This window comes from Nocardiopsis flavescens, assembly GCF_900141985.1.
In the GTDB taxonomy this organism is placed as follows: Bacteria; Actinomycetota; Actinomycetes; order Streptosporangiales; family Streptosporangiaceae; genus Nocardiopsis; species Nocardiopsis flavescens.
Map to the genome: position 1 here is coordinate 193048 of NZ_FQZK01000001.1, position 14639 is coordinate 207686.

The 14639-nt window shown below is 76.6% G+C and carries 16 protein-coding genes; 5 read left to right on the plus strand and 11 right to left on the minus strand.

Annotation, left to right across the window (positions count from 1 at the left end):
• Positions 1 to 109: 109 nt before the first annotated feature.
• The gene (locus BUE45_RS00970) at positions 110 to 1237 is read left to right on the plus strand and encodes a hypothetical protein (RefSeq protein ID WP_245832679.1); all 1128 of its coding nucleotides are present in this window, start codon (positions 110 to 112) and stop codon (positions 1235 to 1237) included.
• Positions 1238 to 1300: 63 nt separating this feature from the next.
• Here the strand turns inward: BUE45_RS00970 and BUE45_RS00975 are convergent, their stop codons facing one another.
• Both BUE45_RS00975 and BUE45_RS00980 read right to left on the minus strand, forming a co-directional pair.
• The gene (locus BUE45_RS00975) at positions 1301 to 1891 is read right to left on the minus strand and encodes a DUF7691 family protein (RefSeq protein WP_073373933.1); all 591 of its coding nucleotides are present in this window, start codon (positions 1889 to 1891) and stop codon (positions 1301 to 1303) included.
• Positions 1892 to 1930: 39 nt separating this feature from the next.
• On the minus strand, positions 1931 to 2911 hold the full coding sequence (locus tag BUE45_RS00980; protein WP_073373935.1) for a GntR family transcriptional regulator: 981 nt from the start codon (positions 2909 to 2911) through the stop codon (positions 1931 to 1933).
• Between the two features lie 325 nt (positions 2912 to 3236).
• On the opposite strand from BUE45_RS00980, the gene BUE45_RS00985 reads away from it, so the two are divergent.
• Positions 3237 to 4436 (plus strand): DUF418 domain-containing protein, encoded by a 1200-nt coding sequence (locus BUE45_RS00985; protein WP_245832682.1) that lies wholly within the window; start codon positions 3237 to 3239, stop codon positions 4434 to 4436.
• A 289-nt stretch (positions 4437 to 4725) separates the two neighbouring features.
• Here the strand turns inward: BUE45_RS00985 and BUE45_RS00990 are convergent, their stop codons facing one another.
• Complete coding sequence (locus BUE45_RS00990) at positions 4726 to 5289, minus strand: TetR/AcrR family transcriptional regulator (protein WP_073373939.1); 564 nt, start codon at positions 5287 to 5289, stop codon at positions 4726 to 4728.
• A 131-nt stretch (positions 5290 to 5420) separates the two neighbouring features.
• Between BUE45_RS00990 and BUE45_RS00995 the strand changes: the two genes are divergently transcribed.
• Positions 5421 to 6383, plus strand: a complete 963-nt coding sequence (locus BUE45_RS00995; protein ID WP_073373941.1) for an NmrA family NAD(P)-binding protein — start codon at positions 5421 to 5423, stop codon at positions 6381 to 6383.
• 93 nt (positions 6384 to 6476) lie between these two features.
• On the opposite strand, the gene BUE45_RS01000 is transcribed toward BUE45_RS00995, so the two are convergent.
• Entirely contained in the window at positions 6477 to 6851 is a 375-nt protein-coding gene (locus BUE45_RS01000; protein ID WP_449406657.1) for an HU family DNA-binding protein, read from the minus strand.
• 84 nt (positions 6852 to 6935) lie between these two features.
• Positions 6936 to 7802 (minus strand): alpha/beta fold hydrolase, encoded by an 867-nt coding sequence (locus BUE45_RS01005; protein WP_218619473.1) that lies wholly within the window; start codon positions 7800 to 7802, stop codon positions 6936 to 6938.
• Positions 7803 to 7955: 153 nt separating this feature from the next.
• Here BUE45_RS01005 and BUE45_RS01010 point away from each other — a divergent pair, with 153 nt between their 5' ends.
• On the plus strand, positions 7956 to 8345 hold the full coding sequence (locus BUE45_RS01010) for a VOC family protein (protein ID WP_073373947.1): 390 nt from the start codon (positions 7956 to 7958) through the stop codon (positions 8343 to 8345).
• Between the two features lie 30 nt (positions 8346 to 8375).
• Here BUE45_RS01010 and BUE45_RS01015 read toward each other — a convergent pair whose 3' ends face one another.
• The 5 genes from BUE45_RS01015 to BUE45_RS01035 form a co-directional block, all read right to left on the minus strand.
• The gene (locus tag BUE45_RS01015; RefSeq protein WP_073373949.1) at positions 8376 to 8702 is read right to left on the minus strand and encodes a hypothetical protein; all 327 of its coding nucleotides are present in this window, start codon (positions 8700 to 8702) and stop codon (positions 8376 to 8378) included.
• Positions 8703 to 9097: 395 nt separating this feature from the next.
• A complete protein-coding gene (locus tag BUE45_RS01020; RefSeq protein WP_245832684.1) occupies positions 9098 to 10135 on the minus strand; it encodes a hypothetical protein in 1038 nt (345 codons plus the stop codon).
• A gap of 148 nt (positions 10136 to 10283) precedes the next feature.
• Entirely contained in the window at positions 10284 to 10811 is a 528-nt protein-coding gene (locus BUE45_RS01025; RefSeq protein WP_178378418.1) for a DUF1062 domain-containing protein, read from the minus strand.
• A 323-nt stretch (positions 10812 to 11134) separates the two neighbouring features.
• Positions 11135 to 11908 carry a GbsR/MarR family transcriptional regulator gene (locus BUE45_RS01030; protein ID WP_073373953.1) on the minus strand — a complete coding sequence of 258 codons (774 nt, stop codon included), beginning with the start codon at positions 11906 to 11908 and terminating at the stop codon, positions 11135 to 11137.
• Between the two features lie 319 nt (positions 11909 to 12227).
• A complete protein-coding gene (locus BUE45_RS01035) occupies positions 12228 to 13475 on the minus strand; it encodes a DUF418 domain-containing protein (RefSeq protein ID WP_073373955.1) in 1248 nt (415 codons plus the stop codon).
• 138 nt (positions 13476 to 13613) lie between these two features.
• On the opposite strand from BUE45_RS01035, the gene BUE45_RS01040 reads away from it, so the two are divergent.
• Positions 13614 to 14018, plus strand: a complete 405-nt coding sequence (locus tag BUE45_RS01040) for a hypothetical protein (protein WP_073373957.1) — start codon at positions 13614 to 13616, stop codon at positions 14016 to 14018.
• Positions 14019 to 14034: 16 nt separating this feature from the next.
• On the opposite strand, the gene BUE45_RS01045 is transcribed toward BUE45_RS01040, so the two are convergent.
• On the minus strand, positions 14035 to 14625 hold the full coding sequence (locus tag BUE45_RS01045; RefSeq protein ID WP_073373959.1) for a TetR/AcrR family transcriptional regulator: 591 nt from the start codon (positions 14623 to 14625) through the stop codon (positions 14035 to 14037).
• Positions 14626 to 14639 lie beyond the last annotated feature (14 nt).

Sequence of the window (14639 nt, forward strand, 5' to 3'; positions counted from 1 at the left end):
CCCGCCTCCCCCGGCCGGGGGAGGCGGTTCCCCCGCCGAGGTGAGGCGGGGGCGGGCGCGCCGCGACAGGCTCGGAGAGAAGACACCGAGAGCCTGTGAGGAGCCCGCCGTGGACAGTCCGGCACCCCCCGAGATCCGCACGACAGAGGCCGCGGCACCGCCGCGGGCCGCACCGGTCGCCTGGGCGGTGCTGGCCTGGTCGGCGGTGGCCCTCGCCCTGGGCCTGGGCTGGGCCGCCGGCCTGCTGCCGCCCGGGGTCCCCGCCGACGACGGGTTCGGCTCCCTCTACCGGGCCTGGGGCACCGGGGCCGCCGCCTGGATCACGCTGGCCCTGGGCGCCGCCGGGGCGGTGTGCGCGGTGGTGATGATGCGTCCGGGCCGGGGCGGCCGTGCCACGGCCTGCGCCGCCTGGGGGCTGTCGGCGGCGGTGGTGGTCCTGTTCGTCACCGGGAGCCTGCTGGCGTTCCTGGGCTATTCGATGATCATGCCCGTGGTGGGCTGGTTCGTGCCGGGGCTGCCCGGGATGTGGGTGGAGCAGGTGCTCGACCCCGAGAACCTGGGCCTGTTCTTCTTCGCCGCGGGCGCCGGTCTGTGGGCGGTGGCCGGACTGTCGGCCCTGCGGGCGGCCCGCGGCGCCTGCCCGGACTGCGGCCGGGACCACGGCTGGACCCCGGGCGCCGAGCACGCGACCCGGGTGCGGGCGCTGCGGGTGGGCCGGATCGCGGTGGCGGTCGCCTGCCTGAGCTCGCTGGCGTACCCGGCGCTGCGCTTCCCCTGGCTGCTGGGCCTGACCCCCGGCATGGGCGACGACTTCGCCGGGGTGCTGCGGGCCGAGCCCGGGACCCTGCTCCTGGGGGTCGGCCTGGGCTCGGCGGCGGTGGCGGGCACCGTCCTGACGACGGGGCTGGTGCTGCGCTGGGGCGTGCGGTTCCCGTTCTGGGCGGTGGGCCTGGCGGGGCGCCGGGTGCCGGTGGCGCTGGCCGTGGTCCCGGCGACCGCGGTGGCGGTCGCGCTGGTGGCGATGGGGCGCAGCATCATCGTGCAGCTCGCCCTGGGCCAGCAGGGCATGACGTCCTCGTCGGACCTGCACACCTGGGTGTTCCTGGGCATGGCGGTGTGGGGTGCGGCGCTGGCGGTGGCGGTGGCGGCCTACGCGGTGCGCCGCCGCGGCGCGTGCTCCGTGTGCGGCAGGGGCCTGCCCGAGGCCGAGCCGCACGACCTGCGCGCCGCCGCCTGAGCGCGGGCGCCCGTGCCCCGCGGCCCCGGACCCCGTGGACGGGGGTCCGGGGCCGCGGGGTGTTCAGCTGAAGAAGCCCGCCACGCCCCGGCCGGCCGCGTCCGCGGCCCGGCACCAGTCCATGCACGACTCGGCGGCCCGCAGCACCCGGGGGTCGATCCCGGCCCTGTCGGCGTCGGAGACCGCGGCCCACTGCTCCAGCGCCGCGCGGCACTGGGCCGTGCTCCACTCCCCGTAGCCGGGCAGGAGGTCGGGGGCCGGGACCGGATCGGGCGCGCGGCCGAACTGGAAGTCGGCGACGCCCACCGCGGTCACGCCGAGCGCGCGCAGCCCCTCGTCGACCGTCTCCGGCCAGCCGGACCGCATCGGGGAAAACTCGTTGTTGTTCAGGTACCGCCCGTGGAACTCGCAGATCCACTTGTAGGCGTAGCCGTACACGGCGCCGTGCCCCGCCTCGAAGGGCCCGCCCTCGACGACCGCGCGGATCGCGTCGCGGACGGAGGGCCCGCCGTCCCCGCCGACCTGGTCGTCGAAGTCCTCCAGCCGCCGCTTGAACCGGCCGCCGATCATGCGGCGCAGCTTGTCGTCCCGCGAGCCCACGGAGGCGCGCAGGACGTCGAGGTCGACCACGTAGGTCGTCAGCGAGTAACTCATGCGTGCACGCTAGCGGGCGCCGGGGACACGGCGGGGAGGTCAGGCCCCGTGCTCGACGAGCGGGGCGAGGCCGTCGACCAGGCGCTCCAGGCCCCAGGCGAAGATCCCGTCGACGTGGGTGGGGGCGGTCACGCTGTACACCAGCGGGTAGTCGCCCTCGGCCTCGTACTCCAGGAGTTCGGGGACCCGGGCCTGCCACCAGTCCTCGACGCCCACGCCCAGCTCGTCCTCCTCCACCACCGCCTGTGTGGCCTGGAGCGCCATGCCCGAGGTGTAGGCCGACAGGATCGCGATGATGTCCAGGGCGGCGTCGGGGGAACGGCCCTGGGCGACGAGGACCCGCATGCCCCACTCGACGCTGGCCAGGATCGCGGGGGCGAAGACCGGGCCGCCCACCGTGGTCAGTGGAACCGCCCACGGGTGCGCGCGGTACAGCGCCCACTCCCGGGTCGCGAACAGCTCCAGGGCGGCGCGCCAGGGCTCGGGGGCCGGGTCGGGCAGGTCCAGCCCCCGGTAGACCCGGTCGATCATGGCGGCCACGAGCTCCTTCTTGCTGGCGACGTGGCGGTACAGGGCCATGGTGCTCACGCCCAGGTCGGTGGCCACCCGGCGCATGGACAGGGCCTGGACGCCCTCGGCGTCGGCGACGGCGATCGCGGTGTCGACGATGGCCTCCCTGGTGAGCCCGGGGTCGGGGGGACGGCGGCGGACGGCGGGCAGTTGCGGGCGCCGTGCCCGTGGCCGGGGCGCGGCGGGGCGCGCGGGGGCGTCGGACGGTGCGGTGCCGGCGGGGTCGCGCACGACGGTGCCGATCCCGCGCACCGCCTCGACCAGCCCCTGGGCGCGCAGGGCGGTGAGCGCCTTGGTGGCGGTGGCCATGGCCACGCCCCACTCGCGGGTGATCTCGCGGGTGGAGGGGACGCGCTCGCCCGGGGCGAGCGCGCCGGAGTCGATGCGCGCCCGGATGTCGGCGACGACCCGTTCGTAGGGCGAGGGGTCGCGCTGCGGCTGCTCGGTCATCGGCGGCTCCCGTGTCGGTTTCTTTTTTCTCCGGAGGGTCCGGACCCGCGCGGCCAGTGTACTAGTGCACCGTGCCCCGCACTCCCCCGCTGCTCGGCGACGGGTCCCCGGTTGCCGGTACTCCGATCACGTCGGTGCACTAGTGGCGCACTAGTGCTCTGATCTCGAAAAACCCTACTGTTCAGGGTTAACCGATCCGCCGATCATGTGTTTATAGTGTACGCATCAGGTGTTCGGCCCTGGTGCCCCGCGAGGGGCCCGTGGGCGCGTACATCGTCTCGACACCACCGGCCCCGGCCGACGCCCGACCCTCCAGGAGACCGCCATGACCGGCACGCCCGTCCACGACCCCGCCGCCCCGGGGCCCGCCGCCGCGGACGGGAGCGGGAGCGCGAGCCCTGTCCCGGTCTCGCGCCGCCTGCTCGCGCCCGACCTGGCGCGGGGGGTGATGCTCCTGTTCATCGCCCTGGCCCACGTGCACATCTTCAGCCTGTTCGTGGGCGGTGAGAACAGCGCCCGCGACACCGTCGCCGACCAGGTCGTCACGGCGGCCACGATCATGCTCGTGGACTTCCGCTCGTACCCGATGTTCGCCGCGCTGTTCGGCTACGGCCTGGCGCAGATCCACGCGCGCCGCACCGCCCAGGGCCTGCCCCGGCCCCGGGTGAGCGCGCTGGTGCGCCGCCGCGGGGCGTGGATGGTGGTGTTCGGCGTCGCGCACGCCGCCCTGCTGTTCCTCGGCGACATCCTGGCCGTCTACGGGACGATCGCGCTGGTCTTCGCCGGGGTGCTGTACTGGAGGGACCGCTCCCTGGTGACGCTGGCGGTGCTGTGGCTGCCGCTGCCGCTGGTGGCGAGCGCCCTGGAGGGGTACTCCCGGTTCACCTCCGGCGCCAGCTACCTGCCGCCCGCGGAGCCCGGGGTGCTGAACGAGATGGTCCACCGCCTCATGGTGTTCCCGTTCATCTCGGTGCTGATGTTCGCGAGCACCGTGGTGCCCTTCGTGATCGGCGTCCTGGCCGCCCGGCACCGGCTGCTGGACGAGCCGCACCGGCACCTGCGGCTGCTGCGGTCGGCCGCGTTCGCCGGCATCCCGCTGGCGGTACTGGGCGGCCTGCCCATGGCGCTGGCCAAGGTGGGGGTGTGGACGGACCCCACGGACCTCCAGGCGCTGCTGTCCGTCGGCGCGCACCAGGTGACCGGCTACGCGGGCGGCCTCGGGTACGCGGCGCTCATCGCCCTGTTCGCGGTGCGCGCGGCGGACCGGCGGGGGCCGGTGGTGACGGCGCTGTCGGCTCTGGGGCAGCGGTCGCTGACGTTCTACCTGGCGCAGTCGGTGGTGTGGACGGTGCTGTTCGCCTCCTACACGCTGCACCTGCACGTGTCCCCGCCGGAGGGCGTGGGGATCGCGGTGGCGGTGTGGGTGTGCAGCGCGGTGGCCGCCGACCTCATGCGCCGCCGCGGCACGCGGGGCCCGGCGGAGGTGGCGCTGCGCCGCCTCACCTACTCCCGGGCGTCCCGGTGACCCGGGTGCCCTGAGTCACTCCTGGAGGGGCCCGGTCCGCCGCCCGCGGGCGGCGGACCGGGCCCCTCCAGGACCGCGTCGCAGACCAGGGCCGGACACCTCCGGCGCGGTCCCCGTTCCACGGCGCGACCAGGGGTCGGCGCACATGGTCCGCCTTCCGGGCGGGGCCGCGGCGTGCGCACGGGACGCCTCCGCCGCGGGAGGCCGCCGGCGCTCCGGAGCACGACCGCCCGGGACCGCGCGCCGGGCGGCGGCCCCGGGGCGCTCCGGTGTTCCCCCCGGGCCGGGCTCAGCGGGGGGCCAGCACCCCCTCCAGGGTCAGCCGCAGCAGCCGCCGCCCCTGTTCCGCGGGGTCGGGGCGGCCCTCGGTCGCCAGCGAGATGCCGGTGACCAGGGCCAGCAGGTCCTCCGTCGTCACCCCCGGCGCCACCGCGCCGGCCCGCGCGGCGCGCTCCAGCAGCGGAGCGGCGGCGGCCGAGAGCCGGACCGTGCAGCCCTCGTCGTCGCCGTCCTCCACGAGCCCCTCCGCGACCAGGGCCCCGGCCATCCCCCGCGAGGAGGTCCCGTAGTCGGTGAACGCCTCCAGCCACAGCACCAGGGCCCGGCGCGGGTCCGGGTCCGCGGCCAGTTCCACGGCGTACTCCGCCAGCGCCCCGATCCGCTGCGCGAACACCGCCTGGAGCAGTTCCCGGCGCCCGGGGAAGTGCCGGCGCACGGTGGCCGACCCCACCCCGGCCACCCGGGCGATCTTCTCCAGCGAGGCGTCGGCCCCGTGCGCCGCGACCTCCGCCTCGGCCACCTCCAGGATGCGCGCGTGGTTGCGCCGGGCGTCGGCCCGTTTGACCACCGCCATGTCGTCTCCTCTCCGCTCCTCCGCCGGGCCCGGTGCGGTCCGTGCGCGTTGCCAAACGGCGGGGCCCTCCGTTATGTTAGCGACTCCAAACGGCGGGCCCCGCCGTTTATCGCTCCCACCCTGGAGGCACCATGTCCGACACACCCGGGCCCCGTCCGGCCGACGCCGCCGCCGACGGCCGCCCCGTCCTGGTCACCGGGGCGACCGGCCGCCAGGGCGGCGCCGCGGCCCGCGCCCTGCTCGCGGCGGGCACGCCCGTACGGGCCCTGGTCCGCGACCCCGGGACGGCGCGGGCGCGGGCGGTGGCGGCCCTGGGCGCCGAGACCGTCACCGGAGACCTCGCCGACCGCGGCTCCCTGGTACGGGCCGCCCGCGGCGCCCGGGCCGTGTTCTCGGTGCAGATGCCCGACCCGGCCACCGGCGGGTTCGAGGGCGAGCTGGAACAGGGCACCAACCTCATCGGGGCGGCGCTGGAGGCCGGCGTCCCGCAGTTCGTCTACACCTCGGTCTCCAGCGCCGGCTCCCACACCGGGGCCCCCGGGTGGGCCGAGGGGCGGTGGGCGGCGATGGAGCCGGTGTACTCCACCAAGGCGGCGCTCCAGGACCGGCTCCGCGCGGCGGGCTTCCCGCGGTGGACGATCATCCGCCCCGGCACCTTCATGGGGAACTTCCTGCCCGAGGAGGAGTTCATGTTCCCGCGCGGCGTCGGGGAGGGCCTCGTCTCCGTCATCAGGCCGGGCACCCGCCTGGCGCTCGTGGCGGTCGAGGACATCGGCGCGGCCGTGGCCGCCGCCGTCGCCGATCCGGAGCGGTTCCACGGCGTGGAGCTGGACCTGGCCGGCGACCACCTGTCGATGGCCGAGATCGCGGCGACCCTGTCGCGGGTGCTGGGCCTGGACCTGCAGGCCCCGGACATGACGCTGGAGCAGGCGCTCGCCGCCGGGCTGCACCCGACGGCCGTCGGCCACGACTGGCTGAACGCGGTCCCCCAGCCGGGGCGCCCCGCCGACGCCCGGAGGCTGGGGCTGGACGTGACCCCGTTCGAGCGGTGGGTCCGCGAGCACGCGGACGCCTTCGCCCCGCGGCGCGGCTGAGCGGGCGGGGTGCCGCCGGGGCCCGACACACGAACGCCCCCGCGCACGGGTGCGCGGGGGCGGGTCACGGCCGGGCCGGGGCCCGGGAAGGGGTCAGTTCACCGCGTCCTTGAGGCCCTTGCCCGCCTTGAAGGCGGGCACCCGGGCGGCGGCGATCTTGATCTCCGCGCCGGTCTGGGGGTTGCGGCCCGTGCGCGCGGCCCGGTCCCGGACCTCGAAGGTGCCGAAACCGACCAGCGTGACGTCGTCGCCCTGCTTCAGGGCGCCGGTGATGGCCGCGATGGTGGCGTCCAGGGCCTTGGCCGCCTGCGCCTTGGGCAGGTCGGCGGTTTCCGCGATGGTGTCGATGAGTTCGCTCTTGTTCATGGTGTCCTGCCTATCGGCTGTGGTCCGCCGAGGCGAGTACGACACGCCACGGGTGCCGGGTTCGCGGGGGTTCGGGACCTGTGGCGCGGAGATTCGGGTCACATTGCACTGTTTTCGGGGCTCATCCTCAGGTTTCAGCCGCCGTGGGGAGGCTGAACGGGCCGTGCGTTGCAGGGCCCGCCCGGCTCATGCGGTGACCGCGTCCCGCACGAACCCCCTCAGGTGGGCGCGCACCGCCTCCGGCCGCTCCAGCCAGGGCTCGTGCCCGGCGTCCCCCACCTGGACCAGGGGCAGCGAGAGCCGGCGCGCGAGCGCCTCCAGCGCGGACACCGGGCGGGGGTCCCGGGCGCCGGCCAGGATCGCGGCCCGTGCCGGCAGGCACCGTCCCAGTTCGTCCAGGCGGGCGTCGAGCGGGTCCCGGCGCGCCTGCTCCCCCAGCTCCGCGTTCATGGCCCAGTTGACCGGGCGGCGCAGCCGGGCGGCTCGCGCCGCACGGGACCTGCCCCGCTCCGGGTCGGCGTGGTCGGTGGACCAGGCCAGGGTGAGCAGTTCCACCTCCTGCTCCCCCGTGCGATGCATCCCCTCCAGGGCGACCAGGCGTTCCCGCTCCCGCGGGGACATGCGGCGGGCGCGCTCGGCCCGGTACCCGGCGCGCCAGTCCCCGGTGAAGGGGCCGCACACGAACTGCACCGCGGCGGCCCTGCCGGGGTGGCGCAGACAGAACCGGGCGGCCAGGTCGGCGCCGTAGGAGTGACCGACCAGGACCGCGGAGGGCGCGTCCCAGGCGTCGAGCAGCGCGGCGAGGTCGTCGGCGTGCCGGGCGAGGGTGTGGCGGCCCCGCCAGGGCGAGCGGCCGGTGCCGCGCTGGTCGTAGCGGTGCACCCGGGTGAGGTCGGCGACCATGGGGGCCAGGTCGCCCAGGTAGTCGGGCAGGCCTGGGCCGCCGTGCAGGAGCACCACGGGAGGGCGGCCGCGGGCGTGGCCGAGCGCCGTCCAGTGCAGCCGGGCGCCGTCGCCCACCGGAGTGAGGCCGTGCGTCCGCGGAAGGGTCACGGACGCGAACCTACCGGACCCGACACCGTGGACGGACGGCGGAACCGGGCGCCGGCCGGAAGGGCTTCGCCGGGCCGCGGGAAACCCGGGCGCCGACACCCGTGATCCGGCAGAGTGGGAGGGCCGGGACCACCGCCGAAAACGGGAGAAGACATGGCCGCCAAGTTCACCGAGCTCGCGTTCGACTGCGCGGACCCCTCCGCGCTCGCCCGCTTCTGGTGCGCGGTACTGGAGTACGAGGTGCAGAGCGAGGAGGACGACTTCATCTCCATCGGATCGCCCGCCGTGCCCGAGGGCCGGGAGCGGGTCGGGCCGGTGCCGCCGGCGCTGACGTTCGCGCGGGTGCCGCAGGGCAAGAGCGGCAAGAACCGGCTGCACGTCGACGTCAACCCCACCGACAGGGACCAGGCGGAGGAGGTGCGGCGCCTGCTCGACCTGGGCGCCCGCCGCGTCGACGTCGGCCAGGGCGAGGACGTCACCTGGGTCGTGCTGGCCGACCCGGAGGGCAACGAGTTCTGTGTCCTGGCGGGCCGCCACCCCTGACCCGGGCGGGGCGCGGGCGGGCTCCCGCCGTCAGCGGCCCAGGACGGCGTCCACGCACCCCTGGAGCCACCGGGGGGACCCCGTGCCCTCGCCGTCGTCGGCGCCGTGCTCGGCGCACTCCTGCTCCGCGGGGCCCACGTGGGCGGAGACGTCGCCCCCGGGGCGGTCGCCGTCGAAGACGTGCACCCGCAGGACGTCCCGCTCCGTGCCGTAGTCGTGTCCGGACGCGTACTGGTACCGGTCGTGGACGACGACCCCGCCGACGAGCAGCAGGGCCGCGGCCACGGCGGCGGTCAAGCGGGTGGGGGCGGGGATCCGGCGCGGCGGCGCCGCGGGGAACCTGTCCGTCTCCGTCATCGTGTCGCCTTCCTCTGTGTACGGGGCCCGGGGGCGGGCGTGCGGGCACCGCGCCCCCGGGGAGGGGCCGGCGGGGTCCGCGCGGACCCCGCCGCGCCGTTGCGGTCGGGGCCGTCCTGCCGCCCGTCCGCGGTCCGACCTCATGGTTCTCGGGGGGGGGAGGGGCCGCGGGTGCGATCGGCGGCCAGCGTACCCGCGAACGCGCACTCCTCACGTCCGGTGCGACCCGTACCCGTCCGCACCCCCCGCGGGGGCGGGGAGGGCGGATTCCCCTCCCCGGCCCCCGGGCGGGGCCGCCGCGCACACACCTGGGCCGGATCGGCCTCCTCCAGGAGCCGAGCGGCCGTCCCCGCCGCCGTGCGCGCGGCCGGGGCGGACGGCGGACCGGGCCCTGCTCACCGGCCTGCGCGCCCCGCGGGCTCCAGCCGGGCACCGCCGGTGGCGAGGAAATAGGGGGCCGGCACGGGCGGCCGGCGCAGGGCGGCGATCCGGGCCGCCGCCTCCCGCCACCAGCTCCGGGAGTCGTGGGTCCCGGTGAAGAAGACCAGCAGGCCCCCGTCCGCCGTGCGGGCGACGGAGGGCCCGCACACGCCGCGCCCCATCCAGCGGGGCGTGGCAGGGGCCCCGGTGTCCAGCACCCGCACCGGCGGCGACCAGTCGGCCCGGTCCGCCGAGGGGGTGTCGGCGCGCATCGCCCACAGCCCCTGCTCCGGGAAGGGCGAGGTGCCGTGCAGGTCGGTGCCCCGCGCCAGCAGCATCGTCCACCCGTCGGGGCCGTGGTACAGGGCGGTGTCGAAGAACCCCTCCCGGCGGGAGGCGAACGTCCGCGGCCGGGACCAGACGATCCCGTCCGGGCTGTCGGAGGCGCGCAGCTCGAAGTCGGGCTGTTCTCCCGGGCCGACCTCGTGGGGGGCGGACAGGAACCACATCCGGTAGCCGTCCGCGACGGGGACGACGGCGGGCTCCAGGGCGCTGGGCCGGTCGGGGGTGCCGGTCGCCACCGGGTGCGCCGCGCGGGACCAGGAGCCGTCGGGGCGCTGTTCGAGCACGCCGACCGCGTAGGCGCTGCCGGGACCGTAGTGCCGCCTCCCGCGCCGTCCGGCGTAGTAGACGCGCGCGGGCGCCCCGCGGTGCGGCGGCACGTAGCAGGGGGTGTGCATGCCCCCGGCGTCCCAGGAGCCGCGCGGCGGGTCGGGCACCAGGGGTACGGGGCGTCCGCCCGCCGTGGTCCGCAGCCGCCATCCGGTGAGGCGCACGTCCTCGCCGGCGGGCAGGTCGGCCCGGTACAGGCGGTTGCGGAAGGAGGTGGAGAAGCCGCCGACGAACAGGGACCAGCGGTCGCCGACGCGGTGCACGTTCGGGTCGCTCAGGCCCAGCAGGCCGCGGGGGGCGGTGCCCTCCAGCATGTCCCACAGGGGCAGGGGGGCGGTCACCTTCGGGGAGGAGTGCAACGGACCGGCCTTCCGGTTCAGGGCACGCCGCGGCGCGGCGCGGACTCCCCTGCGGATCAGGTAGGTCGTTGGGGCGAACCTACCACCGCCGGGTCCCGGCCGGGTCCCGGCCGGGACCCGGCGGGGCGGGTCACAGCAGCAGGAAGGAGAAGTCCCTCGCCCTCCTTCGTTCGAGCGGCAGGTCCGCCTCGACCCGGCGGGCGGTCTCGGCGCGGCTGATGCCCAGCGCGCGGGCGATGAGCCGTTCGGGCCGGACCGGCACGGGGTCCTCGAAGGCGACGTCGACCCGCACGGGCCGGGGGCCCTGGGGGACCGGGGGCGCGTCCAGCTCCCAGCACCCCTCCCAGTCGAGCGAGAACCGGTTGCGGCGCGCGGTCGCCGGGTCGAGCAGGACGGACGCGACCAGGGACGGCGCGTTGGCGGTGTACCCGGCCAGCAGGTCGGCCGGCAGCGAGCGGACCGGGACCCGCTCGTGGACGGTGAGCCTGCCGGTCCGGTCGCAGCCGGTGCAGCCGACCAGCAGCCAGACCTGGAGCAGTTTGCCGTTGGCGTTCACGCGGAACCTGCCGCGCCCGGTGGTGGCGCGCTCGCGGGCGCAGTCCGCGCACGGCAGGACGAGCAGGGGCAGGCGGGTGCGCCGCACGGCCCAGGACAGCACGGTATGAGGATGTGAGGACAAGACCCGATCTCTCTTCAAGACCTGACGGAGAGCACGCGGAAGGGGGCCGACGGCGTCCGTCGGCGTCCGGTGCCCGGGGATGTCGGGTCTAGAGAGCGGGGGGCGTCATGTGCGCCGGGTCCTCACTGTCGGGGAGGGGGTAGGGGGCCGAGGGTAGGGGGCCGCCCTGCGCCGGGTCCACCCCTTTTTCCGCGGGTCCGCCCGGCGGGGCGGGCGCGGTGCCGGCGCCCCCGGCATCGACGCCGCCTTCGAGGGTTCCAAGGGGCTTTGCGCGGAAAGCGCGGGGGCCGGGGCGCGGGCCCTCACGCCGGGGGCCGGGCCGCCTCCGCCCCGGGGCCGTCCGGGGTCCGGTCCGGGCCGGGATCGCGCGGTGCGGTGTACAGGACCTCGCGGGCCTGTTCGGCCGCGCGCACGATGCTCTCGGAGACGAACTCGACGAAGCGCGCGATGTTCTCCAGCCGGACGGCGGCCGGGGTCCCCGCGCCCAGGACGTGCACGCCCCGGCGCGCGGTCTCCACCAGGCGCGCCTCGGCCCGGGCGTTGGCCAGCATCGACTGGTACCAGACGTCGTCGTCGACGACGTAGCGGTCGCGGCGGCGCCCGTCGCGCTCGCGGCGGATGAGGCCCTGCTCCTCCAGGAAGGAGACCGCCTTGGAGACCGACGCCGGGCTGACCTGGAGCCGCCCGGCGAGTTCTGCGGCGGTGATGCTCCCGGCGTCGGTGGTGTACAGGCTCACCAGCACCCGGGAGGCGGTCCGGGGCAGGCCCTGGTGGGTGAAGACGGCGGCGAAGGCCTCCTCGTACTCGCGCACCCGCCCGGGGTCGCGCCCGTGCCCGGCCGGGGCCGGCTCCGCGGTCCGGGGCGCGGCCTTCCCGCGGCGGCGGGCGCGCTGCCCGGCGGCGCGGTGGGCGAGGTCGCCGCGGTAGGAGGAGGGGCCGCCGTTGCGCGTGACCTCGCGGGTGACCGTCGAGGTCGGGCGGTCCAGGCCCCGGGCGATCTCCGCGTAGGCCAGGCCCTCGGCCAGCCCCTGTTCGATCCGTCGGCGCTCCTGCTGGGTGAGCCTGCCACCGGGCATCGCGTCCTCCTCGTGCGGTCGGGTCCGGGGCGGCCCAGCCTAGCGTTCGCACAAGGGCCATTGCAACGGTGGTGGCGGGCACCGTTGCATCGTCGATCCCGGCTCACTTCCCCGATTCTGCTGTTATCGGGTGGGCATGAGTCGTTGTCGCACACGTGAACGCAACGTAGCGTTTCAGGGGTGGGAAACGGTGTGTCGGCGGGGGACCGGCCCGCTCCGGCCGAACCGCGGGGGGCGGGGCGCGCCGGGCACGCGGGAGGGGGACCCGGTCGGCCCGGGTCCCCCTCCCTCCCCGCGCGCCCCGGGGCGCGCGGGCCCCTCAGGCGTCCTCGCGGACGCGCGGGTAGGACAGCCTGCGCAGCACGGTCTCGGCCGGGCCGCGCACCCCGGCGCGGTCCATCAGGAACGCGATCGCCACGGTGGCCGCCCAGGTGCCCACGGCCACGAGCACCGCCGACCAGCTGGACAGGTACAGCCCCAGGCCCAGGCCCCAGGCGGCGAGGAACGGTGCGAACACCAGCGACTGGGCGAGGTAGCCGCTCAGGGAGCGGCGGCCCAGGGCCACCAGGGCCCGCACCGGCAGCCGGTCCCGGGTTCCGCGGGCGGCGATGCGGTGGGCGATGAGGCCGAAGAGCGCGGCGTAGCCCACGCCCGTGAAGATCCCGGTGTAGAAGTGCACGCCGGAGGTCGCCGCCATGTAGCCCTGGCCGAGCACGCCCACGTGCTGGAGGGCGAGCACCGCGCCGGCGGTCCACCCGGCGGCGATGCCCCAGAACGCGACCCGGCGCAGCAGCGGCAGGTGGCGGGCGGGCTCCTCCAGGAGGCGGTTCCGGGAGGCGAGCAGGCCGAGCAGGAAGGCCGTGGGCAGGGCGAGGGTGAACACCCCGGAGAACAGCCCGAAGACCCAGGTCGGCAGGCGGACCGCGGCGGACAGGAGGTAGCCGGGCTCGGCGATGCTGATCCGCTGCATGTCGGCGGCGTTGAGGGTGGCGGCGTCCGGGTCGGCGAGCAGGGCGCCGGCCACGCTGAGCAGGCTGAACAGCGCGCCCAGGACCAGCAGCACGACCACCCAGACCTTGAGGGTGCGGTCGCTGCGGTGGAGGAACAGCGGGAGCATGACCAGGCCGATCAGGCCGTAGGTGCCCAGGATGTCGCCCTGCCACAGCAGGGCGGCGTGCACGGCGCCGAAGGCGAGCAGCCACAGGTGCCGCCGCCGCAGGATCGTGCGGGCCTCGCGGTCCCCCGTGCCGCGGGCGCGCTGGCGCGTGTACATCTGGCCGATGCCGTAGGCGAAGAGGAAGGCGAACATGGTGTGGGTCCGGGCGTCCACGACGATGATCGTGAGCGCCTGGGCGATGCGGTCCGCGAGGTTCCCCTCGGTGGGGTGCAGCAGCGCGGTGCCGCCGGGTGCGTCGTAGATGAACCACGGGACGTGGGCCAGGGCGATGAGCAGCAGCATCATGCCGCGGGCGAGGTCGGGCGCGAGGATGCGTTCGGAGACCGGGGTGGAGCGGCCCGGGGCCGCGGTCTCGGGTGCGGCGGGCGGGCTCTCGGTGCTGGAGGACATGCCCCCACCGTCTCCCGCGGGCGGGGGGCCGGTGCAGTGCGGCGGTATCACCACTTCCCCGTGACGCGGTGTCACTGGTGCGCCGCCGGGCCGTGCCGGGTACCGGGGCGGGACGGGGGACCGTGCGAGGATCGTCCCATGATCTCCGTTTCGCGGGTGATCGCCCGCACCTCCGAGGCGGGCGCCATGCCCCTGCTCACGCTCGCCGAGTTCTTCGACGGCAACGACGACGAGGAGTGCATCGCCCCCAACCGGTGGGGGTACGGCCGCCCGCCGCTGTCGGTGCTGGCCGGGCGGCTGCGCGGGATCGAGCGCCGCGCCGACGTGGCGTGGGTGCGGGTCCAGCCCCACCCCGAGACGGTCGAGGCGGAACGGCTCTCGGGGGAGGCCGTGGCCGTGTGCACCGCCGCCGGCGAGCGGGAGTGCGCCGCGTGGGTGGAGGGGCTGGAGTCGGACGGCGTGGTCGCCGGCCTGGTGGACGACTACCGGGAGGTCCCTCCGGTGCCGGAGGGCATGGCGGTGTGGTCCGTGGTGTGGGACTGACGCGGGCGCCGGGACCTCAGGGCCGGCCGGCCGTGGCGGCGCGGATGAGGGCGCCCAGCCGCGCCTCGACGGCGTCGAGGGCGTCCGTGGTGCGCCGGGCGCGGCACAGAGCGACGGCGCCCTCGGCCGCGGCCACGGCCAGCGCGGCGACCTCGCCCGCCTCCCCGTCCGGGACACCGTGCTCGCGCAGCGACCCCTCCAGCAGGCCCTGCCAGGTGTCGAAGGCCTCGGCCGCGGCCTCCAGGGCCGGGGACGGCCCCTCCCGTCCCGGCTCCTGCACGGCGACGGCCAGGACGGGGCAGCCCGCCCGGAAGTCGCCCTCCACCAGGAGTGAGCGCCACAGGGCGAGGTAGGAGCGCAGGCCCTGCTCCGGCCCCTCGCGCAGGGCGCGGCGCAGCCCCGCGGCGACGGTGGCGCCCGCGTGGCGCACGGCCTCGGCGAGCAGCTCGTCCTTGCCGCCGGGGAAGTAGTGGTAGGTCGAGCCGAGCGGTGCGCCGGCGTGCCTGGCGGTCTCCCGGATGCTGGTGGCGCCCGGCCCGCGGCGGCCCAGCAGGTCGGCGGCCCCGGCCACGATGCGCCGCCGCGCGTCGTCCCCCTTGTCGCTCACACCGGTCTCCCCCG